25 protein-coding genes and 1 tRNA gene are annotated in these 24,130 nt (G+C 66.1%); 10 read left to right on the top strand and 16 right to left on the bottom strand.

What is annotated here, in order from left to right:
* Window positions 1–11 precede the first annotated feature (11 nt).
* Complete coding sequence (locus tag ACT53T_RS01060; protein WP_476159550.1) at window positions 12–1,352, top strand: tetratricopeptide repeat protein; 1,341 nt, start codon at window positions 12–14, stop codon at window positions 1,350–1,352.
* Between the two features lie 13 nt (window positions 1,353–1,365).
* Window positions 1,366–2,787 carry a FecR family protein gene (locus ACT53T_RS01055; protein WP_476159549.1) on the top strand — a complete coding sequence of 474 codons (1,422 nt, stop codon included), beginning with the start codon at window positions 1,366–1,368 and terminating at the stop codon, window positions 2,785–2,787.
* Between the two features lie 126 nt (window positions 2,788–2,913).
* On the opposite strand, the gene ACT53T_RS01050 is transcribed toward ACT53T_RS01055, so the two are convergent.
* Window positions 2,914–2,990 (bottom strand) — tRNA-Arg (locus ACT53T_RS01050).
* Window positions 2,991–3,175: 185 nt separating this feature from the next.
* On the opposite strand from ACT53T_RS01050, the gene ACT53T_RS01045 reads away from it, so the two are divergent.
* Together ACT53T_RS01045 and cysE are read left to right on the top strand one after the other, a co-directional pair.
* Window positions 3,176–3,940: an alpha/beta fold hydrolase gene (locus ACT53T_RS01045; RefSeq protein WP_476159717.1), complete on the top strand. Its 765-nt coding sequence runs from the start codon at window positions 3,176–3,178 to the stop codon at window positions 3,938–3,940.
* Between the two features lie 16 nt (window positions 3,941–3,956).
* Window positions 3,957–4,790 (top strand): serine O-acetyltransferase, encoded by an 834-nt coding sequence (gene cysE, locus ACT53T_RS01040; RefSeq protein ID WP_476159547.1) that lies wholly within the window; start codon window positions 3,957–3,959, stop codon window positions 4,788–4,790.
* On the opposite strand, the gene ACT53T_RS01035 is transcribed toward cysE, so the two are convergent.
* The 3 genes from ACT53T_RS01035 to parC all read right to left on the bottom strand — a co-directional run bounded on the left by ACT53T_RS01035 (window position 4,759) and on the right by parC (window position 7,814).
* Entirely contained in the window at window positions 4,759–5,070 is a 312-nt protein-coding gene (locus ACT53T_RS01035; protein ID WP_476159545.1) for a BrnA antitoxin family protein, read from the bottom strand. The two genes, cysE and ACT53T_RS01035, sit on opposite strands and share 32 nt — an antisense overlap.
* A 13-nt stretch (window positions 5,071–5,083) precedes the next feature.
* Entirely contained in the window at window positions 5,084–5,350 is a 267-nt protein-coding gene (locus ACT53T_RS01030) for a BrnT family toxin (RefSeq protein ID WP_018267388.1), read from the bottom strand.
* Window positions 5,351–5,561: 211 nt separating this feature from the next.
* Complete coding sequence (gene parC, locus ACT53T_RS01025; RefSeq protein WP_476159544.1) at window positions 5,562–7,814, bottom strand: DNA topoisomerase IV subunit A; 2,253 nt, start codon at window positions 7,812–7,814, stop codon at window positions 5,562–5,564.
* Window positions 7,815–7,964: 150 nt separating this feature from the next.
* Between parC and ACT53T_RS01020 the strand changes: the two genes are divergently transcribed.
* Complete coding sequence (locus ACT53T_RS01020; protein ID WP_476159543.1) at window positions 7,965–8,210, top strand: hypothetical protein; 246 nt, start codon at window positions 7,965–7,967, stop codon at window positions 8,208–8,210.
* Here ACT53T_RS01020 and recO read toward each other — a convergent pair.
* The 5 genes from recO to ACT53T_RS00995 all read right to left on the bottom strand — a co-directional run bounded on the left by recO (window position 8,170) and on the right by ACT53T_RS00995 (window position 11,310).
* Entirely contained in the window at window positions 8,170–9,000 is an 831-nt protein-coding gene (recO, locus tag ACT53T_RS01015) for a DNA repair protein RecO (RefSeq protein WP_476159542.1), read from the bottom strand. The two genes, ACT53T_RS01020 and recO, sit on opposite strands and share 41 nt — an antisense overlap.
* Before the next feature lie 8 nt (window positions 9,001–9,008).
* Window positions 9,009–9,239 (bottom strand): DUF1737 domain-containing protein, encoded by a 231-nt coding sequence (locus ACT53T_RS01010; protein WP_476159541.1) that lies wholly within the window; start codon window positions 9,237–9,239, stop codon window positions 9,009–9,011.
* An 88-nt stretch (window positions 9,240–9,327) separates the two neighbouring features.
* A complete protein-coding gene (locus ACT53T_RS01005) occupies window positions 9,328–9,603 on the bottom strand; it encodes a DUF6460 domain-containing protein (protein ID WP_018267394.1) in 276 nt (91 codons plus the stop codon).
* A 57-nt stretch (window positions 9,604–9,660) separates the two neighbouring features.
* Entirely contained in the window at window positions 9,661–10,086 is a 426-nt protein-coding gene (locus tag ACT53T_RS01000; protein ID WP_476159540.1) for a hypothetical protein, read from the bottom strand.
* 93 nt (window positions 10,087–10,179) lie between these two features.
* Window positions 10,180–11,310: a DUF4424 family protein gene (locus ACT53T_RS00995; protein ID WP_476159538.1), complete on the bottom strand. Its 1,131-nt coding sequence runs from the start codon at window positions 11,308–11,310 to the stop codon at window positions 10,180–10,182.
* Window positions 11,311–11,455: 145 nt separating this feature from the next.
* On the opposite strand from ACT53T_RS00995, the gene ACT53T_RS00990 reads away from it, so the two are divergent.
* Window positions 11,456–11,953, top strand: a complete 498-nt coding sequence (locus ACT53T_RS00990) for a PAAR domain-containing protein (RefSeq protein ID WP_476159537.1) — start codon at window positions 11,456–11,458, stop codon at window positions 11,951–11,953.
* A 6-nt stretch (window positions 11,954–11,959) separates the two neighbouring features.
* Here the strand turns inward: ACT53T_RS00990 and ACT53T_RS00985 are convergent, their stop codons facing one another.
* From ACT53T_RS00985 to ACT53T_RS00965, 5 genes are all read right to left on the bottom strand, one after another.
* On the bottom strand, window positions 11,960–13,351 hold the full coding sequence (locus ACT53T_RS00985; protein WP_476159536.1) for a heme biosynthesis HemY N-terminal domain-containing protein: 1,392 nt from the start codon (window positions 13,349–13,351) through the stop codon (window positions 11,960–11,962).
* Window positions 13,352–13,429: 78 nt separating this feature from the next.
* On the bottom strand, window positions 13,430–14,908 hold the full coding sequence (locus ACT53T_RS00980; RefSeq protein WP_476159535.1) for a COG4223 family protein: 1,479 nt from the start codon (window positions 14,906–14,908) through the stop codon (window positions 13,430–13,432).
* A 116-nt stretch (window positions 14,909–15,024) separates the two neighbouring features.
* Window positions 15,025–16,515, bottom strand: a complete 1,491-nt coding sequence (gene hisS / locus ACT53T_RS00975; RefSeq protein ID WP_476159534.1) for a histidine--tRNA ligase — start codon at window positions 16,513–16,515, stop codon at window positions 15,025–15,027.
* A gap of 579 nt (window positions 16,516–17,094) precedes the next feature.
* Complete coding sequence (locus ACT53T_RS00970; RefSeq protein ID WP_476159532.1) at window positions 17,095–17,580, bottom strand: GIY-YIG nuclease family protein; 486 nt, start codon at window positions 17,578–17,580, stop codon at window positions 17,095–17,097.
* Complete coding sequence (locus ACT53T_RS00965; protein ID WP_476159530.1) at window positions 17,531–18,079, bottom strand: DUF4274 domain-containing protein; 549 nt, start codon at window positions 18,077–18,079, stop codon at window positions 17,531–17,533. The genes ACT53T_RS00970 and ACT53T_RS00965 overlap by 50 nt, the downstream gene beginning before the upstream one ends.
* Before the next feature lie 453 nt (window positions 18,080–18,532).
* Here ACT53T_RS00965 and ACT53T_RS00960 point away from each other — a divergent pair, with 453 nt between their 5' ends.
* Window positions 18,533–19,843, top strand: a complete 1,311-nt coding sequence (locus ACT53T_RS00960; RefSeq protein WP_476159529.1) for a TIGR03808 family TAT-translocated repetitive protein — start codon at window positions 18,533–18,535, stop codon at window positions 19,841–19,843.
* A gap of 63 nt (window positions 19,844–19,906) precedes the next feature.
* Window positions 19,907–20,704: a DUF1217 domain-containing protein gene (locus ACT53T_RS00955; RefSeq protein WP_476159528.1), complete on the top strand. Its 798-nt coding sequence runs from the start codon at window positions 19,907–19,909 to the stop codon at window positions 20,702–20,704.
* A gap of 48 nt (window positions 20,705–20,752) precedes the next feature.
* Here the strand turns inward: ACT53T_RS00955 and ACT53T_RS00950 are convergent, their stop codons facing one another.
* Window positions 20,753–21,187 carry a hypothetical protein gene (locus ACT53T_RS00950; protein WP_400765231.1) on the bottom strand — a complete coding sequence of 145 codons (435 nt, stop codon included), beginning with the start codon at window positions 21,185–21,187 and terminating at the stop codon, window positions 20,753–20,755.
* Between the two features lie 33 nt (window positions 21,188–21,220).
* On the bottom strand, window positions 21,221–21,406 hold the full coding sequence (locus ACT53T_RS00945) for a hypothetical protein (RefSeq protein WP_476159527.1): 186 nt from the start codon (window positions 21,404–21,406) through the stop codon (window positions 21,221–21,223).
* Between ACT53T_RS00945 and ACT53T_RS00940 the strand changes: the two genes are divergently transcribed.
* Both ACT53T_RS00940 and rpsA read left to right on the top strand, forming a co-directional pair.
* Entirely contained in the window at window positions 21,393–22,028 is a 636-nt protein-coding gene (locus ACT53T_RS00940; protein ID WP_476159525.1) for an outer membrane protein, read from the top strand. The two genes, ACT53T_RS00945 and ACT53T_RS00940, sit on opposite strands and share 14 nt — an antisense overlap.
* Window positions 22,029–22,293: 265 nt before the next feature.
* Window positions 22,294–24,021 carry a 30S ribosomal protein S1 gene (rpsA, locus tag ACT53T_RS00935; RefSeq protein ID WP_018267409.1) on the top strand — a complete coding sequence of 576 codons (1,728 nt, stop codon included), beginning with the start codon at window positions 22,294–22,296 and terminating at the stop codon, window positions 24,019–24,021.
* The last annotated feature ends 109 nt before the right edge of the window (window positions 24,022–24,130 follow it).

The following is a 24,130-nucleotide window of genomic DNA, read 5'->3' as shown; positions in this document are numbered from 1 at the left end:
CGGGGCGAGAGTTGGCGACAAGGACTAAAATCAGTGCTCTCCTGCTGATCGCTTGCGTTGCGCGCTGCGACGCTTCCGCGCATTCGGAGCAGGCGCCCGAGCAATCGGAGCTGGATCGGCTGGCGGCCCACGTCCGCATGCGTCCGACCGATTACGAGCAGACCTACGCCTATATTCGGCTCGCGACGGAGCTGCATGACGAGGCCGCGATCGGCGCGCTCGAGCGCTTGCTGATGTATAATCCGGCTCTCGGCCGCGCGCGCAAGGAGCTCGGCTTTCTCTATGCGCGCATCGGCGCCTATCAGAGCGCGCTCTACAATCTGCGCGCGGCGTTGAAATCGGCGGATCTCGACGCTGCGCAGAGAGCGCAGATCGAGGCGCAGCTTCCCGATATCGAGAGACATACGCAGGCGAGCCGTCTCTCGGGAAATTTGCAGATCGGCGTGCGCACGCAATCCAACGCCGCCTATTTGCCGTCGAGCGGGCTCTTCGACGTCGGCGGCGTGCAGACGCCCGGCGGCGTCACCGGACGGCAGTCCGACGCCAACACTTTCGAGCAGGCGCAGCTGACGCACGACTATGATTTCCAGAATCAGCGCGGCGACACGCTGGAGACGCGCGGGCTGGCCTATGCGACGCAGCAATTCGCTCTGTCGCAATATAACGTCGCCTTGTTTTCGCTCTCCGTGGGGCCGCGCTTCGGCCTCGCGGAGATTGCGCCGGGCCTTTCGGTGAAGCCCTATGTCTCGGGCTCGGCCGCGCTCGTCGGCAATCTCAACTATCTCAACACGGGCGGCGCCGGCTTCAGTCTGCGTCAGGCCTTCGGCGATCGGCTGTCGCTGGAGCCGGGTTTCGAATGGTCGCGGCTCTGGGTCAATTCCGGCTCCGCATCGGGAAGCGGCGCGCAGACGGTGGCGACGATCGCGAGCGGCGATGTCGTCACCGGCTCGCTCGGCGTCAGCCTGCGCATTTTCGACAATGTGCGTCTCGAGGGACGCGGCGCCTTCTCGCGCGCGGCGGCCTATGTCGCGACGCAGGCCTCCGATCAATTCGATCTGCAGGCGATGTTGCGCGTGGAGGTCGATCCGCCGCTCGCGGAAATGCCGCGGCGATGGACCATCGCGCCCTACGCGCGCTTCACGCAGATCGCTTTCGATATCGCCAATCCCGCGCTCGATCCGTTCCGCGTGCGACGCGACGACGCCTGGACCTATGGGCTCGCGCTGGACGCGCCGATCACGGCGGAGCTGGGCGTCTCCGGCCATCTCGAATTTCTGCGCAACGATTCGAACATATCGAGCTTCAAGATGCAGAATGTCTCGCTGACATTCGGCCCGACCGCGAGATTCTGACGAAGGGGAGGCGATGCGAAATCTGCTCCACGCGGCGCTCCTCGCGCTCTTTGGCCTTTGCGCGACGAATGTCCGCGCGGATGTCGTCGGCAATGTCGGCGCGGTCAATCAGGCGGCGCAAGGAACGCCGCCCGGCGGTTCCGCCAAAGGATTGACGCTCGGCTATGGCGTCGTCGATCGCGAGCGCATCGACACCAAGGCCGAAGGCCGCGCGCAGATCGTCTTTCTCGACAAATCGACGCTCGGCGTCGGAGCGAACAGCTCGGTGACGATCGATCGTTTCGTCTATGACGCCGCCGCCGGCGCCGGCAAGCAGAGCCTCTCCATCACCAAAGGCGCGCTGCGTTTCATCGGCGGCGAGGTGAGCCATGGCGCCGGCATGGAGATCAAGACGCCCTCGGCGACCATCGCCGTGCGCGGCGGCATGGTGCTGGTGCGCGTCGGCGGCGCCGATTGCCGCGAGATCGCGCAGCCGGGCGGCTGCGACGAGATCGTGCTGCTGAATGGCGTCGCCACCATCGTCACCGCAAAAGGCCGGCGCATTCGGCTGACGCGACCGGGCTATGGCGTGGTCATCGGCTCGGGCGGCGAGGAGATGTCCGATCCCGCGCCGGCCGGCGAGGCGTCGATCGAGGGCTTCGACCGGCAATTCGCCAGCCTGCCGGGCCAGACCGGCGGCGCCGGCCTCGGCGCGCTGCCGACGGGCGCGCAGGCGCTCGCGCATCTCGGCTCTCTTCGGGAGCCCGATCGCACGCCTTGGGCCGGGCTCGGGGCCATCGGCGCGCATTGGGGCGGCGCCGGCATAGCGCAGAGCCGCGCGCAGACGAATAATCAGACGGTCGCGACGCAGACGCGCCAGGCTCTCGCCGCCATCGTCGCCGCTCAGCACGCCCAGCACCCCGTCACGGGGGGCGGGACGGGCTCCTCCGGCGTGACGATCGATCCCGGCAATCCCGCCAGCGGCGCGGTGGGCGCGCTCTTCGCGAATGGATTTTGCGTATGGGGCTGCGTGACGCCGACTTTCGTCTCGCAGAGCGTCTCGGGAACGACGACCACCATAACGCTGCGGGCGAGCTTTCCCGGCTATGGCTATTTTCTGATCGCTCTGTCGGTCGATGCGGCGAGCATAAATTACACTGCGGGCCAGACCTCGGCGTCCTTCAACGGCGCATTCGGCGCCACTATCGTCTATTATCCCCAGAGCGGCGCCGCGGCGCAGACGAACACCTATAATTTCGTGATCAATGAGCTTTTGAGCTGGTCCGGCGTGGTCTCGACGAATGGCGCGCCGACGTCATTCACCGTCAGCGGCAGCGACACGCTGAATTTCGTCAATGCGGCCGGCATAATTCTCGAGCCGCCGCCGACGTCGACCAATGCATTCTTCAGCCTGCCGAACGGCTTCACGCAGAGCTTCGAATTCTCCTATCCGTGACGGGCCGCCTTCGACGGCCTGCCGCGCGCTCCCGCCGAAGCCTGTGCCGATTCGGCTCCGCGCAAATCTGCGAGCGGAGCCCGCGCCGAGCGCAGGCGGATGCCGTCCAGATTTTTTAAGGAAAAATGGCGCGCCCGAAGAGATTCGAACTCCTGACCCCCAGATTCGTAGTCTGGTGCTCTATCCAGCTGAGCTACGGGCGCCTTACGGTCCGTTCCGCGTCACGAAGTTGCGTCGAACCGGTGGAGAGGTCGTTTAGCGGCTACGAGGCCGCTTGGCAATAGGAAGATATTTCCCCCGCCAAGACGCTTGCGCTGCCCTACGGCTGCGATAATTACCGACGATCCTGATGCCGACGCTCCTTGAATGTAATAAAATAGGATTGATGATGGACGAGTTCGGGTCGAATGGCGCGCAGATCGCCTATATCGATTTTCCGCCGCTGACGGAGGATCGTGGGGAGCCGATCGTTCTCATTCACGGCTTTGCCTCGACGCATGCCGTGAACTGGCTCTTTCCCCAATGGGTCAAGACTTTGACCGAGGATGGTCGGCGCGTCATCGTGCTGGACAATCGCGGCCACGGCCGCTCGGAGAAGATTTACGATCCCGCCGCCTATGACCTCGCGCTGATGGCCGGGGACGTCGCCAATCTGCTCGCGAGCCTCGGCGTCGCCCGCGCCGATGTGATGGGCTATTCCATGGGCGCGCGAATCGCCGTCACGCTGGCGCTGAATCATCCCGAGGTCGTCCGTTCGCTCGTGCTCGGCGGCATCGGCGGCAATCTCGTGACCACGGGCCTGCCGCGCGGCCTGGCCGAGGCCATGGAGGCCGAGCGCATAGAGGATATCGACGACCCGCTGCTGAAGATGTTCCGCGGCTTCGCCGAGGCCACGCGCGCCGATCTGCTGTCGCTCGCCGCCTGCGCGCGCGGGCCGAATCAGATCGTCGACCGCGCCCGGCTCGCCGCGATAAAGGTCCCCGTGCTGATCTGCGTCGGCACGCGCGACGAGGTGGCCGGCGATCCGCATCCGCTCGAGCCCTTGTTCCCGGACGCCCATATCGTCGATATTCCCGGCCGCGACCATAATCGCGCCGTCGGCGACCGCGTCTTCAAGCAGGCGGTGCTCGATTTCCTCGCGCAGCGGGAATAGGCCGCGGAGCGACGCCATGACCGACAGCGCCCCCGCCCGGCTCGTCGCCCTCTCCGGCGTCGATCCGCTTTTCGCCCGCCTCTCGGCGGAGGCCGAGGCCGCCGCGGGCCGCGAGCCCAATATGGCCGCCTTTCTCTATGCGGCCGTCCTGGCGCAGGACAGCCTCGAGGCGGTGATCGCGCATCGAATCGCGCAGCGCCTCGCGGCGCCGGAGCTGCCGGCGACGGTCATAGAGCGGCTCTGCCACGATCAGATGGCGCGCGATTCGGCCCTGGGCGCAGCGTTGCGGGCCGATCTCATGGCCGTATTCGACCGCGATCCGGCCTGCACGCGGCTGCTCGAGGCGGCGCTCTATTTCAAGGGCTTCCACACCATTCAGAGCTATCGGCTGGCGCATGGGCTGTGGCGCTCCGGCCGCAGCGATCTCGCGCTCTGGCTCCAGAGCCTCGCCTCGGCGCGCTTCCAGACCGACATCCACCCGCAGGCGCGAATCGGCGCCGGCTTCTTTCTCGATCACGCGACCGGCGTGGTGATCGGCGCCACCAGCGTCATAGAGCATGACGTCTCCATGCTGCATGGGGTGACGCTCGGCGGTTCCGGCACTGCGGGCGGCGCGCGCCATCCCAAGGTGCGCCATGGCGTGCTGATCGGCGCGGGGGCCAAGCTGCTCGGCGACATAGAGATCGGCGAGCGCGCGCGCATAGCGGCGGGCTCGGTGGTGCTGGAATCGGTGCCGGCGCACAAGACGGTCGCCGGCGTGCCGGCCCGCGTCATCGGCGATGTCGGCGCGGCCGAGCCGGCGCTGACGATGGATCAGATCATCGACGAGTCGCACGATCCGGGGTTGTAGGGTTCCGCGCAGGGGGCTGCGATTTGCGATTCGCCTGCTCCACATAGGAGCGTAGGACGGCGTTGATCTTGGTCTGATATCCTTTGCCCTGCCGACGAAAGAATTCGAGCACATCCTGGTCGACGCGCATGTTGAGCACGGCCTTCGGCTGCGGCAGCTCCACCGAAGCGGTCGACCAATCGACGATCATGTCGGCTTCGTCAGGATCCGAAGCGATAGCGGCTTCGATCTGCTCTTGGGTCAGGGCCTCTGCGCGCTTCCAATCGCTCTCATCGCGCAATGATCGCAATTCTTCATCCGTGTACCTGACGATACGCTCCTTCTTCGGCGCGGCGCGCGCGCCTGAACGAGATGATTCGGCGCGTCTCGCCGCGCCAAGTCCAGATGATCGTGTAGAATTTTTCATCGATACGGCCCACTGTCACGAATCTCGCCTCTGCAGCATTCGCTGATCGCGCGGTGATCGTCGGTCTGCCATCGAAAAGCAGCCCAGCCACGGCAAAGTCGAGCCCATGCTTGGCGACATTGGCGATGCGCTTGTTCTCGTCCCACTCGAGCATAGCAATCTATACTTATTGTCTATACAATCAACCCTCGGAAGCCGACTTCGGCTTCTCAGCGACAGTTTCGATCACTGAAAGTGGCGTAGAGACGAGACATGCGAGAGTGAGGCGGCTCATCGTCGCTTCGTCGATCGCGCCGACCGCCGCGAGGTCCTCTGCGATCTCATGAAGCGCGCGGAGCGCTTCGCTGCGGAAACGCCTCTCCATTTCACCCCCCGAATCGATTGCTCTTCGGGAACCCCCGCGGCGGCAGGCGCCCCGCTTCCGCCCTATGGGCGATCCATTCGCTCAGCTCGCGCTTGTCCACGGTGAAGGTGCGGCCCGACGAATCGACCCAGGTCAGTCCGTCGGCGAGCGCGAAGACCTTGGCGTCGGCGACCCCGCCATCCTTGTAGCGTTGCAGACGCACGCCCTTGCCACGCGCCATTTGCGGCGCCTCGGCGAGCGGGAACACCAGCAGCTTGCGATTCTCGCCGATGATGGCGACATGGTCGCCCTCCGCCGGCGTCACGATCTTCAGCTTCGTCGTCTCCTCGACATTGAAGACGGCGCGGCCCTTGCGCGTCGTCGCGACGAGGTCGTTCTGCGAGACGACAAAGCCGCGGCCGTCATCGGCGATCAGCAGCAGCAGCGCGTCCGGCGTCTGCGGCAGCACCTTCACGATCGCCGCATCTTCGTCGATGTCGGCCATCAGCCTTATCGGCTCGCCATAGCCGCGCCCGCCCGGCAGCTTGGCGGCGTCCAGCGTATAGGCCTTGCCATTCGAGGCGAGCGCCAAAACCTTGGAGGTCGTCTGCGCGAAGAAGGAGGTCTCCAGCGCATCGTCGCCCTTGAACTGCAGCTGCGTCAGATCGGCCACATGGCCCTTCAGCGCGCGTATCCAGCCCTTCTGCGTCACGACGATGGTGATCGGCTCGCGCTCGATCAGCGCCTCGGCGAGATCGATGTCGGTCGCCTCCGGCGCATCCTCGAAAGTGGTGCGCCGCTTGGCCAGCTTGGCGTCGGCGAGAATTGTCTTCTTCAGCTCGCGAATCTGCGTGGTGATCGTCTTCCACTGCTTGGCCTCGTCGGCGAGCAGCGATTCGACCTCCGTCTTCTCCTCGAGCAGCTTCGCGTGCTCCTTGCGCAGCTCCATCTCTTCCAGCTTGCGCAACGCGCGCAGGCGCGTGTCGAGAATATAATCGACCTGCACGTCGGTGAGCTCGAAAGCCGCCTTCAGCGCCTGCTTGGGCTCGTCCTCCTCGCGGATGATGCGAATCACCTCGTCGAGATTGAGGAAGACGATGATCATGCCCTCGAGCACCTCGAGCCGGCGCACGATCTCGCCGAGCCGATGACGCGAGCGGCGCTCCAGCACCTCGCGGCGATGGTCGAGCCATTGGCGCAGAGCCTCGTCCAGCGAGACGACGCGCGGCACGGCGCCGTCGACGAGCACATTCATATTGACGGGGAAACGCACCTCCAGCTCGGAGAGCTTGAACAAGGTCTCCATCATCAGCGCCGGATCGACGGCGCGCGTGCGCGGCTCGATGACGACGCGCACATCCTCGGCCGATTCGTCCCGCACATCGCCGGCGAGCGGCGCCTTCTTCTCGACGACCAGCTCGGCGAGCTTCTCGATGAGGCGCGATTTCTGCACGCCATAGGGAATCTCGGTGACGACCGCGACCCATTGCCCGCGCGCGGTCTCCTCCTTGTGCCAGCGCGCGCGCAGGCGGAAGGAGCCGCGCCCCGTGCGATAGGTCTCGATGATCTGCGGACGCGGATCGACGACAATGCCGCCGGTCGGAAAATCCGGCCCTTGCACGAAGGTGAGCAATTGCTCGGCGTTGGCGCTGCGATGCGAGATCAGATAGAGCGCGGCGTCGCACAGCTCATTGAGATTATGCGGCGGAATGGAGGTCGCCATGCCGACGGCGATGCCTTGCGCGCCATTGGCGAGAAGATTGGGGAAGGCCGCCGGCAGCACCACCGGCTCCTGCTCCTCGCCCGAATAATTGGGGCGAAAGTCGATCGCGTCCTCGTTGATGCCCTCGAGCAGCAGACGCGCGACCGCGGTCATGCGCGCTTCCGTGTAGCGATAGGCGGCGGCGGCGTCGCCATCGACATTGCCGAAATTGCCTTGCCCGTCGACGAGCGGATAGCGCGAGGAGAAATCCTGCGCGAGGCGCACCAGCGCATCGTAGATCGCCTGATCGCCATGCGGATGGAAGGAGCCCATCACATCGCCGACGATCTTCGCACATTTCTTGAACGGCGTGTTCGGGTCCAGCCGCAGCATCTGCATGCCGTAGAGAATGCGCCGATGCACGGGCTTCAATCCGTCGCGCGCATCCGGCAGCGCGCGTCCGGTGATCGTCGAGAGCGCATAGGTGAGGTATCGCTCCTCGAGCGCCGTGCGCAATTCCACCGGCAGCGCATCTCCGCCGCCTTCGTCTGTCGTCGTTCCGCTTTTCGCCATCTCGCCGACTCCCGCCCTTTCGGCGTTTACTGCGTGCGCTTATATCCCGCCGCGACTCTGGCGTGAACCATTGCCGTCGCTGCGTGCTTCCACTAAGACAGCGCAGCTTTCGGCGTCCTGTGGCGCCTCCGTCTTTTCGAGCCGCATCTCATGAAGAAGCCTCTCCTGCTCGCGTTTTTCGTCGCCGCCGCCCTCGCGGGGGCCAGCGTCCGCTCCATGGCGCTCGAAGCCTCGCTGTTCGACTGGCTGCCCTTTCTGCACGATGATTCGGCGGAGAAGAAGGACGCGCGCCACGGCGCCTCGCCGCAGGCGCTGTGCAAGGAAGTGGAAGTGCCGGTCGACGAAGGCTATGGCGTCAGCCGTCATGAGCGCCGCGTGGTGTGCGAGCAGGAGTGAGCGCCTCGAGCGAGCCTGAAGGCTCGCGGTCCTGGGGGCGCGTTGGACCGCGAGCCTTCAGGCTCGCATCCGACGCCGCCACGGCGGCCATATAGAGCCCACGCGCCTGCGGCGCGGCGAGGCCGCGCGGGCCGAAGACGTCGCGCTGCAGAAAATGCCCGGTGAGGCGAAAGGCCGCCGCCAGCTCCCCGGCCTCCGCCCCGGCCGGCGCCGGCTGGCGTAGAAAATCGGGGAAGGGCAGCAGACGATCGCGCCAGGGCGCGCCGGCGGCGCGCGCGACCGCCCGCCCGGTCTTGGGCGACACATAGGCGAGATCGGCCGTCTCCCCCGTCAGCGCGCAACGCTCGAGATCGAGGCCGAAGCCGAGCGCCGCCAGCATCGCCAGCTCGAATCGCGCCATCAGCGCCGGGGCGAGATCGAGCGAATCGAGCCGGTCGGCGATGACCTCGGCCATGTCGAACAATTCGCCATGCGGATCGCGCTCCGGCAGCAGCCGCAGCAGCGCGCAGAGATGGCCGACGCCATGCAGGGCGAAGGCGCGGTCGATGAGCCGCGCCGCCCGCGAGCGCAATGGCTCCACGGCGAAAGCGCCGAGATGCTGCTCGAGCCGCGCCCGCCAGGCGACCTCGACGCTATTGCCCGGCTGCAGCACGGAGCGCAGCGCGCGGCCGGCGCCGCCGCGCACCATGCCGGCGTGACGGCCATGGGCGCGCGTCATCAGCTCCAATATGACAGCGGACTCGCCGTGGCGCTTGACGCCGATGACGAGCCCTTCGTCCCGCCAATCCATCTATCCTGTCACAGCTCGGAGAGTTTCACGTCCGGCGTGTATTTGAAATCATAAACGTCCTTGGTGATCGCCTGACCGCAGATCACCTTGCCTTTCGTCACGTCGAAGGTCAGCGTCGGCGAGCCATAGAGCGACCAGCCGAGGCTCAGCGCCTCGGTGACGCGCTTGCAGAACTCCACATCGTCGGGACCGGTCAGATAGCGATAGACGGTCGATCTCTTGCCTAGAGTTGCGGACATTGTGACCCCTCGGGAATGGCCGGCGGGCGATTCGCCCGGGCGCTCGCGCCGTCATCCTCGCGCGCGCTGCCTCGCGCAAGAATTTTCTCTAGCGCCGCCCGGAATTGAAGAGCCGCAGCACGAACCAGATCGGCACGACGATGACCGCGCCGGTGATCACATAGCCGATGACCGTGTGCACCGCGCCGAAGCCGAGCGAGGAGATGCGATCGAAGAAGCGCCGCGCGCCATGGACGAGATCCATGGGCTCGATCTCCAGCCACATCAGCAGCGCGCCGACGACCAGCGAGACGAACAGCAGCTTGACGAGCACTTGCAGCGGCGAGCCGCCGAGAAAATCATGGAGTCGACTATTGGAGGCCATGCGTCCTTCGCTCTCGATTGCGGCGTGATCGACGCGAAGCGATCACGCGAAATTCTATCAGAGGCTGTCGCCCTTGGGAGCCTCCTCGCGGAAGAGCTGCATCATGCGCCGCAGGAATCGCTCGGTAAAGGAGAGCGCGCGCTCGAACTCTTCCTCTCCGGGCAGGCCCTTGCGAGGAGCCGTCGCCTCGGGCGCGGCGCCGGGGAGCTTGGCGCGCAATTGCGCATTCTCGCGGGCGAGGCGGTCGATCTCCTCCTGCAGCGCGGCGCGCTCCTCCGCGGCGACGCGGCAGACGGAGAGCCCGCCCTCCACCGTGCAGAAGGAGACCGCGCCGGTCTGCTTGTCGAGCCGCAGCATTCCGCCTTCCGCCGGGCTCATGGCGAAGCGGCCGGCCTCGCTCTGGGAAGGCTCGGCGGCGGGGGCTTCGGCCCGCGCGGCGGCGGCGGCGAGCAGGGAGAGACAGACGAGGGAAAAGACGCGCATCGGCTCCGACCAGTTTCAGCAGGCCGCCCCTCGAGGCCCCGCTCCGATGTGGCGAGAGGGGCGGCGCGCGTCAATAGGCGGGGCCGCTCCCGCTCAATCCTTGGGTCCGAGGAGCAGCACGCGCAGCAGACCGGAGGGCCGGAAATCAGCGGCGCGCATCTCGAAGGCGGTGGGCGAGATTTTCTTCAGATCGGCGAGGCAGAAGCTCACGAGGCGCGTCGGCTTGCCCTTGTCCACGACGAGCCGGAATTGCCGGACCGGCGCGGCGGACGCGCCGGCGCCGAGATCGAAGGAAATGCGGCGCTCCTGCAGCTCGGCGACATTGGCCTCGGGGAAGATCCGCGCGGCGGGTTGCGGCTTTTTCGGCGCATCCACCGCCGCGGGCTCGGCGCTCTCGGGCGGAAGCGCGGCGGCTTCCTGCGCCGTCGAACGCCGGGCCGCAGCGGCGGAGACCATTTTGTCGACGCCCGCGAGAAAGGCGCGATCGAGGCAATAATCGGCGCGGCGGCGCTCCACCTCCGCCGCCAGCTCCTTGGAGGAGCGCAGCGGCTCGCGCAGCACGCTGTCGCGGGCGACGCCGACGCTCGAGCGAAAGCGAAAATCGAGCAGCGCGCTCTGTCCCGGCGCGAGATCGAGCGTGCGCGTCGCCACGCCGCGCACCGACCAGCGCGGCGCATAAATGGGATTTCCCGCCTGATCGACGCCATTCTCGGTGATGAGCCCATCCTTGACGAGCCGCGCGCGGGCGTCCGGCGCCAGAGCGGCGAGCTTGTCGTGAAAAAAGCCGATGGGAACCAGCGGCAGGCCGCTGCGACGCAGCGCGGCGGTCACGTCCTTGCCCTCGACGAAGGCGCTCTGCGAGACGGCGAGCGGCGCCGGCTTTTGATCGATGGTCGCGGCGAGGCCGATGTAATTGACCGGGTCGGCGCCGGGAATCGACCAGGCTGAGTCTGGATCGGAAAAATCGATCTCGGGAAGGGGGAAGGCCACATTGGTCCGCGCCGGCGCCGCCGTGGGATTGACGATGCGATATTTCAGCGAGCTGTTCTGCGCGCCGAGCGTCAGCTCCATCTGCTCGACGACGAGCCCCGCCGCCTCGAGCCCGGCGAGCTCCGGCCCGCGATGGACCAGCTCTTGAAGAGTCTCTTCCGCCCGCGCTCCCCAAAAGCCGAGCGCCAGAACCGCCGCCGCCAATCCGGCGCTTCGGGGGAAAGGGAAATTCATCGAAAGCCGCCTTTCACTTTAGAAAATGCACGCGAGAATATCGTCTCCGCCGCGAAAGCGATATGGGCGGGCGCACAGCGCGATTGACGGCGATGGCCTATCGAATAGGCTGATATGCATTGCTCGAGATCATAGGGAGCGGATCATGGGACGGCCGGCTGCGCGCGTGAGCGATCCTGTGGCCCATCCTCTGCCGCCGGTGCTGACGCCCGGCCCCGGCAGCTTCAATGTGTTCATCGGCCAATTGCCGGCCTGGCGCGGCGTCGGCGGCGCGGCCGTGGCGGCGATACAATCCGCGAAAGCCACTTCGGACGCGACGATCCAGGCCGCCGAGGCGGCGACGCTGGCCGCCGCTGGCACGCCGGGCGCGCCCGCCGCTCTGGCGGCCGAGCAGGCGACCAAGGCCGCGGCGGCCGCCAGCATGGGATCGATGATCAGCGGCGCCGCCGGCGGCGCGGATATTCACATCTGCGCGACGCCGCTGCCGATCCCGCCGCATGGGCCGGGCGTGGTGGTGGACGGCTCCGCCAGCGTCTTCATCAACGGCCTGCCCGCCTGCCGGCAGGGCGACACCATCGTCGAGGCGGTCGGCCCGCCGAACAAGATCGTCATGGGCCTGCCGACCGTGCTGATCGGCGGGTAGAGCGCGTCAGGCCGTCGCGCTCTCTTCCTCGATCTTGGCTTCCAGAAGCCGCTCCGGCCGGGTCAGGAACGCCGCCGGAATATCGGCGCGGGCGTCCTCGGTCGGGCCGCGGACGGGCTCGGGCGGCGTCGCCCAGACGAAAGCGTCGAGCTTGCCGGTGACGGGCGAGGCCGGCGCCCAGCGACGCGAGATGACGCCGTCGGCGATCCAGGCCGGATCGCGCGGCGCGCGCGAGCCGCGGGCGAGCCATTCGCGCACCGGCCCGCTGGGGCCGTTCTCGGCGTCCTCCAGCTCCGCCATCAGCAGGCAGATCTGGGCGGTCGGCGTCTTGCCCTCGGCGACGAGCGGAGCCAGCGCCTTGCGCGCGGCGCCGAAATCGCGCGCCGCCAGAGCCGCGCGGGCGACGAGGATCCCCGCCTCCGGCGCATGCGAGACGGAGGCGGCGAATTTCCTCACGCGGACCAGACGCTCGGCGTTGGATTCGCTCGGCGCGATCTCGAGAAAAGCTTCGGCGATGTCGGGATGCGTATGCTCGGCATAGGCTTTCTCGAGCAGCTTCAGCGCTTTGGCGCTGTCGCCATGACGGGCGAGCAGGCGGCCGATCAGCGTGATCGCCGGAACCAGATCGGGCGCGCGCTTCACCGCCTGGCGGGCGAGATGCAGCGCCTCGCTCGGATGCTCGGCCTGCTTCTCCAGCGCCAGAGCGGTCTCCACCACGGCGCGCAGGCGCTGCGCGGTCGGCAGATCGATGGCCTTGGCCTTCAGATTGGCCTCGACGGCGACGCGCGCCTCGTCCCAATTGGCCTGGGCGCCGTGATGCTCGAGCAGCGCATGGCCGGCCCAGGGCAGCGGCGCGAGCTGATGCGCCTGATCGGCGAAATGATGCGCCGCCTCGTCGTCCTTGCGGCGCTTGGCCTCTATGTGCAGGCCGCGCAGGCCCAGAAGGCGCGTCTCCGAGAGCTGCGTCATCTCGTGAAAGGCGGTCTCGGCGCCGACGCGGTCGCCCTCGAGCTGGGCGACCTGCGCGCGCAGCAGATAGGTGAGCGGCTCCTTGTCGAGATTTTTCACCGCCTCCTTGGCGGCGCGCTTGGCCTCGGCGAGATGGCCGGCGCCGGCCGCCACAATGCCGCGCGACAGGGCCTGAAAGCCCCGCTCGCGGCGCTTGGCGCGGGAGCTCTGCTTCAAGCGCGCGGGCGCCTGGAAGAAATAGGCGATGATCGCCCAGGCGATGAGGATCGCCGCGATCGTCGCGAGCAGCGCCGCTGCGCCGACAACCAGCGTCGTCTCTATGTGATAGCCGCCCCAGTCGAGCGTGATCGAACCGGGCTGCTCGATGAGCCAGTGGAGGCCGATGGACAGAGCGGCCAGCGCCGCAATGAAGAAGAGCAGCAGAATCATGGGTCGTCGATCCTCGCCTCGGCTCTAAGCGCGTCCGCTTAGATTTTTTGTTTCAGCAGGATTATTGTCTGGCCCTGCTCAGTTCTTTGGTTTTGCGAGCGCATCCAGCGCGCCCGCGAGAATGGAGGCCGCCGCCTTCTCCGCCTCCACGCGCTGGCGGGCTTGCGTCTCCCACTCGCGCGCGACGGCCTTTGCGGCGTCGGGAAATTCGGCGAAAGCGGCCAGCGCCGTCTCGATCTCGCCGCGGTCGAGCGCGGCTTCCAGCTTATCGGCAATGTCGCCGATCGTGGCTTTCTCTTTCTCCACCGGGCTGCGCACCTTCACCAGCTTGGAGGCGCCTTGCAGCAGCCGATCGGCCAGGGGGGCGTCGGGCTTCAGATCGGCGGAGGCCTCGAGCTTGCGCACCAGCGGATGGAAGGAGGCGCGCAGCGCGCGCGCATCGGGAGCGCCCTTCTCGGCCAGAGGCGCGAGCGCGGTCAGCGCCTGCGAATCGGCGCCCTGGGCGGAGAGAATGGCGTATTCGGACGGGAAGGGGGCTCCCCGGTCCAGCGCCCGCTGCAGCGAATGCGCGACCACGGCGACAGTCGCCGGATTGGGGCCTTTCTCCTCCGGCGCGGCGGCCACGGGCGCGGGCGGCGGCGGGGCCGGCTCCACCTCGCGCGGGGCGCGGGTCTCGTCCTTGGCCGCGTCGAGCTTGTCGCGAAGAGTCTTCACCTCGTCGGAGAGCCAGTCGATCCGGCCCTCGAGGCCGCTGACATTGTCCTCGACGTCTTGCACCTTCTGGTCCGGGACCTTGGCCCCGCGCGGCGCGGCGGCAGGCTCTGCGCTGCGGGCCTGCTCCGCCAGCGCCAGGGCCGAGCGGGCGATTCGCTCGAGCTCGTCCACGCGGCGCGTCAGCGTCTCGATTTGGGCGTTGGAAACCGGATTGGCCTCCGCCGCCGGCTTGGCGGGCGCAGGAGGAGGAGCCACGACGACCGGCGCAGGGGCCGCCGGGGCCGGGACGGGCGCAGGAACGGGAGGAGCCGCGGGCGTCGCGGGCGCGTTCCAGGTGATGTGATCGCCGCCGGAGCGCGGCGGAACGGCGGGCTCGGCCGGCTTCGTCTCCACAGGGGCGGGCGTCGATTTTTGGAGGGGCTCGGCGAGCTTGGCCGCGCCGGGCTTGTCGGCCGGCTTCTCGGGCGCCGCCGGCTTGCCGGTCGCTTTCACGATCGTCTCGCGCAGCGTGGCGATCAGCTTCTCCGGCCGCGCGAAGCTCTCGTCCACGATGGTGGCGAAGGCGGCGAGCTTCTCATTCTTGTCGCGGAAACGATAGGCGGCGATCGACCCCGCGGTCGCCAGCAGGCCGAGCGTCGCGGCGAGCAGAGTGAAGCGATGCCAATTCTTGCGGCGCCGCTTTTGCGCCGGCGCGGCCTCGCTCGCGGGCGCCGAAATTGCTTCGCTCTCCGTGCGCTCGGCCTCGGCCGGATGGTCGACCTTCGTGGTCGTCCAAGCGTCGTTCGCCGATGATTCGCCGGCCGCGTGGCTATCCGCTGCGGGGTCTATGTCGTGCTGCGCCATGTGCTAGGGGCTCCTCGCCGCAGCCCCTTATAGACGAGACGGACATTCCGCGAAACATCCGCCGCCGCGTTCGAGCCGCGCGGCGACGGGAATTTCGGGCGCGGGCGCGGCGCCGCTCATCCCTGGCGGGCGAGCAGCGCCTTGATATGTTCCACCAGCTCGCTCTCCGGCGCGGAGAATTGCGCGGGCCGGGCGGATTTCCATTCCTCATTGGTGGCGATGGCGGCGCTCGCCCGCGCGCCTTCGATGAGATCCTTGATCTGCACCTCGCCCTTGGCGCGCTCGTCCGAGCCCTGAATCACCACGGCCGGGCTGTTGCGCTTATCGGCGTATTTCATCTGCGCTTTCATGCCGGAGGAGCCGAGATAGAGCTCCGCCGAAACGCCGGCGTTGCGCAGAGCGGCGACCATGCGCTGATAATCGGCGATATGGTCGCGGTCGAGCGCCAGCACGACGACCGGGCCGAGCCGGGTCGTCGCTGAAACGACCGGGCTGCCGACCAGCTTCAGCGCCGCATAGAGGCGCGACACGCCGATCGAAAAGCCCGTGGCGGGCGTGTTGTCGGAGCGGAAACGGCCGATGAGCCCGTCATAGCGACCGCCGCCGCCGACCGAGCCGAAGCGCACCGGATGGCCCTTCTCGTCCCTGGTCTCGAAGGTCAGATCGGCCTCGAACACCGGCCCCGTGTAATATTCGAGCCCGCGCACGATGGAAGGGTCGATGCGGATGCGGTCCGGGCCGAAGCCGGCGTCGCGCACCAGATCCTCGATCTCGAGCAGCTCCTCGGCGCCTTCCGCGCCGATATTGCTGCGGCCGAGTAGCTCGAACAGGCCGAAGCGCGGCTCGCCGTCCTTATATTGTCCGCCGAGCGTGAAGGAGAGGATGGTCGCCACCGCGTCGTCGGCGAGGCCGGCGCCTTTGGTGAAGTCGCCGCTCTCGTCCTTGCGGCCGGGGCCGAGCAGGAGCTTGACGCCTTCCGGGCCGAGCCGGTCCATCTTGTCGATGGCGCGCAGCACAGTGAGGCGGCGGCCGGCGTTCTCGTCGCCCTCGAGGCCGATGGCCTTCATCACCCCGTCCAGCACCTTGCGGCTGTTGATCTTGATGACGTAATCGCCGCGCGGAATGCCGAGCTTCTCCAGCGTGTCGGCGGCCATCATGCAGATTTCGGCGTCGGCGGCCGGCGAGGCTGCGCCCACCGTATCGGCGTCGAATTGCATGAATTGGCGGAAGCGCCCCGGCCCCGGCTTCTCGTTTCGATAGACATTGCCGAAGCGATAGGAGCGGTACGGCTTCGGAAGCCGGTCGAAATTCTGCGCGACATAGCGGGCCAGCGGCGCAGTGAGGTCATAGCGCAGCGACAGCCATTGCTCGTCGTCGTCCTGAAAGGAGAAGACGCCCTCATTGGGGCGGTCCTGGTCCGGCAGGAATTTGCCGAGCGCGTCGGTATATTCGATCGCCGGGGTCTCCAGCGCCTCGAAGCCGTAGAGCTCATAGACGGAGCGAATCACGTCGATCATGCGGCCGGCGGCGGCCAGCTCTGCGGCGTCGCGGTCGGCGAGGCCGCGCGGGGAGCGGGCCTCAATCTTGGATTTCTTCTGGTCTGACATTGGGTGCGCCTTTTCGGCGCTCTTCCTAGCATTTTTGCGCGGCGAGGAAAGCCGGCCGCTATCGAGGCAGCTTGTTCCTGCGACGGAATTCTTTTGATCGGCTTTGGGGGACTCTACCTGCGAGGGCCGCGAAGTTTTCGAATTACGGCCAAAAGGCACGTTAGCGCGGTTGCGCATTCCGCCACTGCGCGAAGCATATCTGTCACGTTTGAAAAAAGGGTCGGATCGTACATAGAAGCCTCCATTCAGCAAAAAAGCCGAAGAAGGCGTTTCTTTCGGGGGAGCTTTTTCACTGTCGCCATTTTGCAAATAAAGTCAATGGAGGTCGCATAACTCACAAAGTCATCGGGGTTTTCCGCTCTACTATCATATTGATTTTTGAAGATAAAATTTCATTGCTAGGGTCGAGCGACGGGTGCTTTTCGGAGACGCGCCTAGACCAAAATCATGTGCACTGAACGGCGCATCGTAGCCTTCACAATACGATATTGAATTTAAATGAAAATGGCCGCGCACCAAACGGTCCAGATCACAAGGAATCAGCGGCCTACAGGATCAGAGCGGAAAAAAAGATTGCGATTACGCCTGATTTTTGGCGGCGCAATCCCAGAACAGCAGATGGCTGCGGCAATGCGGGCAGTCCGAGCTGCCGAATCCTTCGAGCGGAACCGGCAGCGCCGAGAGCGCGGCGACGAGATCGCATTCGCCCTTCGCCTCGGTGAACCAGGCGCCGAGCGATTCGCCGGCCTCGGTCAGCTGGTCGATATGCCAGCGGCGCCGCTTGCCCTGACGCATATGCCGGCCGAGCCGCGCGCGCAGCCCGCCCGGCCCTTTGGCGGAGCCGCAATAGAGATAGAGCCCCGGCGCGAGCGTCGCCGCGCGACGGCCGGCGCGCGCCACGAGCGGATGCGATAGCGCGATGAGCAGCGCATAGGCGCCGGGCGCGGCCGGGGCTTCGGAAGCGGCGCGGATGAAAGCGAGCGCGGAGAGCGATGCGTCGGGAGCGGCGGGGCGATCAGCGCGCGCCGAGCGGCGTATCGAGGAGGAGACGGTTTCTGACGCCATGCTGCAGGCCGAGCTTTCGGCCGGGGATAGAGACGCGCATGTCCGGCGGAATGAGGAGGTCGAGCGCTTTCTGGTCGAAACGCGCCGGCAGGCGAGCCTCGCGCGCCAGCGCCTCCACCGCGTCGAAGCGCAGCGTGGACGCCCGGTAGAAGCCGTTGACATAGCGCATTCTGATCTCGCCGATCAAATCATAGGCGCGCTTCATCGTCTCCGGGACCTCGGCGCGATCTCTTCCATAGGCGAGCAGCCGGCCCGGCCGGGCGAGGTAGAAAATGCCGAGCGCGGTCGCCTTTTCGCAGCGCGGCTGGCGCATGATCCAGAACAAGGGCGCGTCGCCGAGCGCGCGATTATGGCCGAGGATCATTCTGTGCCAGTCGTCGCTGGAGGCGAGCGGCAGCCAATCGGCGATGAATTGCGCATATTCGCCGTCGCCCGGCTCGGGACTCGCGGCGCGCTCCTCGACCCAGCGACGCAAGAGATCGTCGACCGCGAGAGGCATTTGGAGACTCCGGTTCTTCAAAAACGACGAAGCGACCGCGAAGCCCCATACGGCGAGCGCTGTTCTCGCTTCCCGCGCGACGGGTTTCGACATAAAAAGGGGCTCCCCGTTCCGCGCGTACGCGAAACGGGGAGTTGGACAACACCGTGAGAACCTGAACCGCAAAGGACCGACCTCGACGGATGAGGCCGCGCTCTGGAGGGGTAGAGCGTCGCAGAAAGGAGAACCGCCTCAACGAACCGAGCGATGTCGCAAGTCGCAGAGCAGTGGAGGCGGGACCTAGACTTGTTCTTTGCAAGACGATTACCCGTTTGGGCGCTCTCTTTATGCCCCCGACCGTTATGTAACGCAACTACATAAATTAGGCGCAATGCCCGATTTGGCGCGGCCGCAGTGCAAAAACAAGCGGCAGTTCGGGCTCGACGCGTCGCGCTCCTCGAGCTAATCCGGGGTGTGGCCAGACCGACCCGACGAGAGATTTTAGCCTTTGGAGCAGGCGCTTTCGCCGTTCTCGGCGCCGCCGCGCGCGCTGACGCCGCCGCGCCGGACTCCACCGACTGGCTGCAGCGGCGCCTGCGCGAGGCTGCCCATGCGGGAGGCGCCCTGCGTCTGCCGGCCGGCGTCTTGCGCATTCGTTCCCTCGTCATAGAGGACAAGGTCACGATCATCGGCGCCGCCGGCGGCTCGGCGCTGCAGGCGATCGGCCCCGGCCCGCTGCTGCGCGCCGCCAATGTTCCGACGCTGACGCTGGAGAATGTGAGCTTCGACGGCGGCGGCGCGCCTTTCGCCGATCGCACACAGGGCCTTCTCGATCTCGCCGATATTCCAAAGCTCGCCGTGCATGGCTGCACGATTCGCCGCTCGGGCGGCAGGGGCGTCAATCTCCTGCGCTGCGGCGGGCGCTTCGCGCAGAATATCGTCGAGGATGTGCGCGACGCCGGCTATTTCTCGCTCGATGGGCTCGGGGTCGACATAGACAATAACAAGGTCCGCCGCTGCGGCGACAATGGCGTGCAGGTCTGGACCACAAAGGCCGGGCGCTATGAGGGCTCGCGCATCCGCAATAATGAGATCGCCGATATTCGCAATCTCTCGGGCGGCGACGGCGCCTATGGCAATGGCGTGAGCATTTGGGGCTCCGGCTTCGTGCGCGTGGAGAAAAACGTCATCCGCCGCTGCGCCTATACGGCGGTGCGCAACAACGCCGGCCATGACGTCGAGGTGGTCGGCAATGATTGCGCCGGCTTCGGCGAGCGCGCCATGTATGCCGAATTCGGCGCCAAGCGCGCCAGCTTCCGCGACAATAAGATCGACGACGCCGGCGCCGGAATAGCGCTCGCCAACGCCGAGCGCGGAACGGACATAGGCTTCGTCATCGGCAATCGGATCACCGGCCTTCACGAGACGCATCCCGATGACGAGTTCGGTCCCATAATGAGCTGGCTCACCGGCATAGAGGCGGAGAGCAATGTGGAGATCGCCGGCAATACGGTGGTCGGCGGCTGGATGGGCGTGCGCTGCGGCGGCTATCGCCAGAACATCCGCGTCGAGGGCAATGAGCTCGTCGATAATGAGTATGGCGTGACCTTTCAGATCGGCGAGGGCGTCGGGCCGGCGGTCATCGCGCGCAATAAGATCATCGGCGCGAAAAAGGCGGCGATCGCGGCGATAGCGGGTCATGACATTCAGCCGGGAGACGTCGCGCGGCCGGGCGCGGCGGCCAAATATCCGCGGCTCACAGTGGAGGGCAATGAGCTCGGCTGAAACTTAACAATGCGTCAAGAACCTCGGGCGCATGATCGAGGGCCAGTCCCTCGGAACAGATTCATGACGACGCTCGCCAGCTATCTGCAGATCGCCAATAATCAGGCCAAATGGCAGGCCATCACCGCCAAATCGCCGGATGTCGCGACGCAGACCAAATATTTCAAGGACAATATCGGCAAGGTGACGTCGGTCGACGCCTTTATGAAGGACACGCGTCTCTTCAATTACGCCATGACCGCTTTCGGCCTCGGCAGCATGACCTACGCCAAGGGCCTGATGCAGAAAGCGCTGGACGGCGGCGTCTCCAAAAATTCGGCGCTCGCCAACACGCTCAACAACGCCAACATAAAGGCCTTTGTGACGGCGTTCGACTTCACCGACAATGGCGCGACGACGACATCCTCCTCGACGCTCGTCGACAATGTGGTGAGCCGCTATACGGAGCAGGCGCTGGAGACGAGCCAGGGCCAGCAGAATCCGGGCGTGCAGCTCGCTCTCTATTTCCAGCAGCGCGCGCCGAGCCTCACCAGCGTCTATGGCATTCTGGCCGACAGCAATATTTTGACCGTCGTGCAGACGGCGCTCGGCATTTCCTCGAGCACCTCGTCGCAGTCGATCGATACGCAATATCGGTTGCTGTCGTCGAAGGTGAATCTCGCCGACTTCAAGGATCCGACCAAGCTGCAGCAGTTCATCGCCCGCTTCGCCGCGCAATATGACTACAACAATGGCGGCAGCGCCAATTCGCAGAGCTCGCTGCTCTCGACATTGTTCGACAGCTCGAGCTCTGGATCGAGCTTCGGGCTCGACTCCAGCCTGCTGCTGAACATGCAGGGGATGAAGCTCGGCTATTTCTGATCGTCGGACGAGCTTTCGATCCTTGGGGATCGAAAGCCCGAGAGGATGTCAGAGAATATTCACCGTCACGGTGAAATGCGCGACGCCGCCCGTGCCCGAATACCAATCATAAGAGAAAGTGTCGGTCCCGGAGGCGTTGGGGCTCGCATGGTAGAACATCTTCGTCCCTGGCACGCGGGTCGTGTTGCAACGCGACCGCGGATTGGCGGGACGGAAATAGGCGTAGCCGGCCTCGTGCCGAATCTCGACGCGGCCCTGTGACGGGGCTTGGGTGAGGGTGACGCGATCAGGAACGTCCGAGCGGGTGCAATCGGGATTGATCGAGGCGCCGAAGCCGAGAGAGGCGGTCGCGCCGCGCGGCACGGAAATCGTCTTCTGAACAGAGGCCTGGCTGCCGCCGGCGTAAACATAGGCGCGCGGGCCGGTATTGCAGGCGGAAAGGCCGAGAGCGGCCGCCAATAAAGCGATGCGTGCAAGACTCATGGTCGGCAATCCATTGGTGAGCGACGGCGCGTTCTAGCGTGAAAGCGCTTTGTCCACAATGGCCAGGGTTGCGTTTGCGGCGGCGCGCCAAGAATTCGGCGCGACTTCGCCGCGAGCCGGAAATATCTCGAACCTGTCGGACAAACGGAGGAAATCCCCATCGACGAAGCCGAAGCGGGGGGCGTCGTCGAAACGAGGATTTTTCATGAAGCCAGTCATCACGGCTCTGGTTCTGGCCGCAGCTTTCTCCGCTGGCGCGCAGGCGGCGGATCTGCCGTCGCGCGAGCGGACCTTCCAGCCGCCCCCGACGCCGCCGGCTTTCGCATGGACCGGCGTCTATGCCGGTCTCGATATCGGCGCCGGCGCGTTCGCCTCCGGCAAGTCCGACGCCGGGGTCTCGGGCGGCGGGCTCGTCGGCTACAATCATCGGATCGGCCCGCTCTTCGTCGTCGGCCTCGAGACCGATTTTTCGGGGACCAGCCTCTCCGGCGGCGGTCGCGGACCCGATCCGCTGGGCCTGCGCGGACCCGAGAGGGCGCGCTCGCTGCCCTGGTTCGGGACGCTGCGCGGGCGCTTCGGCGTCACCGGCTTCGATTCCCGCGTGCTGTTCTACGGCACGGGCGGTTTCGCCTATGGCGACGTCGGCGGATCGATCCGCGAAGGCTGGACCGCGGGCGGCGGCGTCGAATGGGCCTTCGCGCCGCGCTGGTCGGTCAAGACCGAATATCTCTTCACCGATCTCGGCGAGAACGGCCGCGGCGATCCGGGCGCCGCGCGCGGCGCGAATTTTCACACCGTCCGCGTCGGCGTGAACTATCATTTCGATCTGCCGTCGCGGTGATCGAGACGCGTTCGCGCGGCTTGCTCGCGGCGCGCCGAATTGCTAGAAGGGCGTGGATGGCTGGCGGGGTTTCCCTTCCAGCCTCTCCGTATTTTGAAACACGGGCATTTTCGATCGGGCCGCGCCGGCCAGTTCTCTGAGCAGAACTCTCGTTTCCTCCAGGCCTCGCTTCGGCGGCGGGAGGGGACTTCCGATCGAGGAGGCCCGATCCGCAACGCCAACCCCATGCCGGCGCCGCGCCCGAAAGGGCATTCCAGGAGAACTCATGTCAACTGCAGCTGAGCGCGCCCCGTCGCGCGAGGACTTTGCCGCCCTGCTCGAAGAAAGCTACGGCCAGAACGAAGCTTTCGAGGGTTCCGTCATCAAGGGCCGCGTGGTCGCCATCGAGAAGGACGTCGCCGTCATCGATGTCGGCCTCAAGACCGAAGGGCGCGTCGCCCTCAAGGAATTCACCGGCTTCGGCCGCGACCCGGCCCCCAAGGTGGGCGAAGAGGTCGAGGTCTATCTCGAGCGCATCGAGAACGCGCTCGGCGAGGCCGTCATCTCGCGCGACAAGGCGCGCCGCGAGGAGAGCTGGGTCAAGCTCGAGAAGGCCTTCGAAAGCAATGAGAAGGTCGAGGGCGTCATCTTCAATCAGGTCAAGGGCGGCTTCACTGTCGATCTCGACGGCGCCGTGGCCTTCCTGCCGCGCTCGCAGGTCGACATTCGTCCGATCCGCGACGTCGGCCCGCTGCTGAACGTGCCGCAGCCCTTCCATATTCTGAAGATGGACCGCCGCCGCGGCAATATCGTCGTGTCGCGCCGCACCGTGCTCGAGGAGAGCCGCGCCGAGCAGCGTCACGAGATCGTGGCCAACCTCGAAGAGGGGCAGGTCATCGAGGGCGTCGTCAAGAACATCACCGATTACGGCGCCTTCGTCGACCTCGGCGGCATCGACGGCCTGCTGCATGTCACCGACGTGGCCTGGCGCCGTGTCAATCATCCGAGCGAGGTGCTCACCATCGGCCAGACGGTGCGCGTGAAGATCATCAAGATCAATCACGAGACGCATCGCATCTCGCTGGGCATGAAGCAGCTGCTCGAGGATCCGTGGCAGGGCATCGAGGCGAAATATCCGATCGGCGCCAAGTTCCACGGCCGCGTCACCAACATCACCGACTACGGCGCCTTCGTGGAGCTGGAGCCGGGGATCGAGGGCCTCGTCCACGTCTCGGAAATGTCCTGGACGAAGAAGAACGTGCATCCCGGCAAGATCGTCGCGACGAGCCAGGAAGTCGACGTTCAGGTGCTCGAGGTCGATCCGGTCAAGCGCCGCATCTCGCTCGGCCTCAAGCAGACGCTGCAGAATCCGTGGGAGGCCTTCGCCGAGAAGCATCCGGTGGGCTCCACGGTCTCCGGCGAGGTCAAGAACAAGACCGAGTTCGGCCTGTTCATCGGCCTCGATGGCGATGTGGACGGCATGGTCCATCTCTCCGATCTCGACTGGAACCGCCCCGGCGAGCAGGTCATCGAAGAGTATAAGAAGGGCGACGTCATCACCGCTCAGGTGCTCGACGTCGATATCGAGAAGGAGCGCATCTCGCTCGGCGTGAAGCAGCTCGCCAATGATCCCTTCGCCTCGGTCGCCGAAGAGAGCGCCGGGGGCGAGGTGAAGAAGGGCGCTGTCGTCACCACCGAGGTGCTCGAGGTGAAGGAAGCCGGTCTCGAGGTGAAGATCCTCGGCACCGACCTCACCACCTTCATCAAGCGCAACGAGCTGGCGCGCGACCGCGCCGACCAGCGTCCCGAGCGTTTCGCCGTCGGCGAGAAGGTGGATGTCCGCATCACCCTCTTCGATCGCAAGGCGCGCAAGGTCGCCGTGTCGATCAAGGCGCTGGAAGTCGCCGAGGAGAAGGAGGCGATCGCCCAATACGGCTCCGCCGATTCGGGCGCCTCGCTCGGCGACATTCTCGGCGCGGCCCTCAAGGCCCGCGAGGAAGCGCCGAAGAAGTAAGACACGATCGAGGGAAGCGCTTTCCCTCGTTCTGTTCTCAGCGCCCGCTCTCTTCAGAGAGCGGGCGTTTTCTTTTTTTAAGCCATCATGCGCCGCCTTTTAGAGCCGC

This window comes from Methylosinus sp. DMC45 (assembly GCF_056313885.1).
This window is presented reverse-complemented; position numbering and strand designations above follow the sequence as displayed.

Excerpts from the sequence above, each read along its gene's own strand:
- ACT53T_RS01000 (WP_476159540.1), bottom strand. The coding sequence starts at position 10,086 with ATGCGCGTCTTTTCCCTCGTCTGTCTCTCCCTGCTCGCCGCCGCCGCC.
- ACT53T_RS00990 (WP_476159537.1), top strand. The coding sequence starts at position 11,456 with ATGGGACGGCCGGCTGCGCGCGTGAGCGATCCTGTGGCCCATCCTCTG.
- ACT53T_RS00945 (WP_476159527.1), bottom strand. The coding sequence starts at position 21,406 with ATGACTGGCTTCATGAAAAATCCTCGTTTCGACGACGCCCCCCGCTTC.
- ACT53T_RS00980 (WP_476159535.1), bottom strand. The coding sequence starts at position 14,908 with ATGGCGCAGCACGACATAGACCCCGCAGCGGATAGCCACGCGGCCGGC.
- ACT53T_RS01045 (WP_476159717.1), top strand. The coding sequence starts at position 3,176 with ATGGACGAGTTCGGGTCGAATGGCGCGCAGATCGCCTATATCGATTTT.
- ACT53T_RS01005 (WP_018267394.1), bottom strand. The coding sequence starts at position 9,603 with ATGGCCTCCAATAGTCGACTCCATGATTTTCTCGGCGGCTCGCCGCTG.
- recO (WP_476159542.1), bottom strand. The coding sequence starts at position 9,000 with ATGGATTGGCGGGACGAAGGGCTCGTCATCGGCGTCAAGCGCCACGGC.
- ACT53T_RS00965 (WP_476159530.1), bottom strand. The coding sequence starts at position 18,079 with ATGCCTCTCGCGGTCGACGATCTCTTGCGTCGCTGGGTCGAGGAGCGC.
- ACT53T_RS00955 (WP_476159528.1), top strand. The coding sequence starts at position 19,907 with ATGACGACGCTCGCCAGCTATCTGCAGATCGCCAATAATCAGGCCAAA.
- ACT53T_RS00995 (WP_476159538.1), bottom strand. The coding sequence starts at position 11,310 with ATGAATTTCCCTTTCCCCCGAAGCGCCGGATTGGCGGCGGCGGTTCTG.
- ACT53T_RS01055 (WP_476159549.1), top strand. The coding sequence starts at position 1,366 with ATGCGAAATCTGCTCCACGCGGCGCTCCTCGCGCTCTTTGGCCTTTGC.
- ACT53T_RS01030 (WP_018267388.1), bottom strand. The coding sequence starts at position 5,350 with ATGCTCGAGTGGGACGAGAACAAGCGCATCGCCAATGTCGCCAAGCAT.
- ACT53T_RS00985 (WP_476159536.1), bottom strand. The coding sequence starts at position 13,351 with ATGATTCTGCTGCTCTTCTTCATTGCGGCGCTGGCCGCTCTGTCCATC.
- rpsA (WP_018267409.1), top strand. The coding sequence starts at position 22,294 with ATGTCAACTGCAGCTGAGCGCGCCCCGTCGCGCGAGGACTTTGCCGCC.
- ACT53T_RS00950 (WP_400765231.1), bottom strand. The coding sequence starts at position 21,187 with ATGAGTCTTGCACGCATCGCTTTATTGGCGGCCGCTCTCGGCCTTTCC.
- ACT53T_RS00940 (WP_476159525.1), top strand. The coding sequence starts at position 21,393 with ATGAAGCCAGTCATCACGGCTCTGGTTCTGGCCGCAGCTTTCTCCGCT.
- ACT53T_RS01020 (WP_476159543.1), top strand. The coding sequence starts at position 7,965 with ATGAAGAAGCCTCTCCTGCTCGCGTTTTTCGTCGCCGCCGCCCTCGCG.
- ACT53T_RS00970 (WP_476159532.1), bottom strand. The coding sequence starts at position 17,580 with ATGGCGTCAGAAACCGTCTCCTCCTCGATACGCCGCTCGGCGCGCGCT.
- hisS (WP_476159534.1), bottom strand. The coding sequence starts at position 16,515 with ATGTCAGACCAGAAGAAATCCAAGATTGAGGCCCGCTCCCCGCGCGGC.
- cysE (WP_476159547.1), top strand. The coding sequence starts at position 3,957 with ATGACCGACAGCGCCCCCGCCCGGCTCGTCGCCCTCTCCGGCGTCGAT.
- parC (WP_476159544.1), bottom strand. The coding sequence starts at position 7,814 with ATGGCGAAAAGCGGAACGACGACAGACGAAGGCGGCGGAGATGCGCTG.
- ACT53T_RS01010 (WP_476159541.1), bottom strand. The coding sequence starts at position 9,239 with ATGTCCGCAACTCTAGGCAAGAGATCGACCGTCTATCGCTATCTGACC.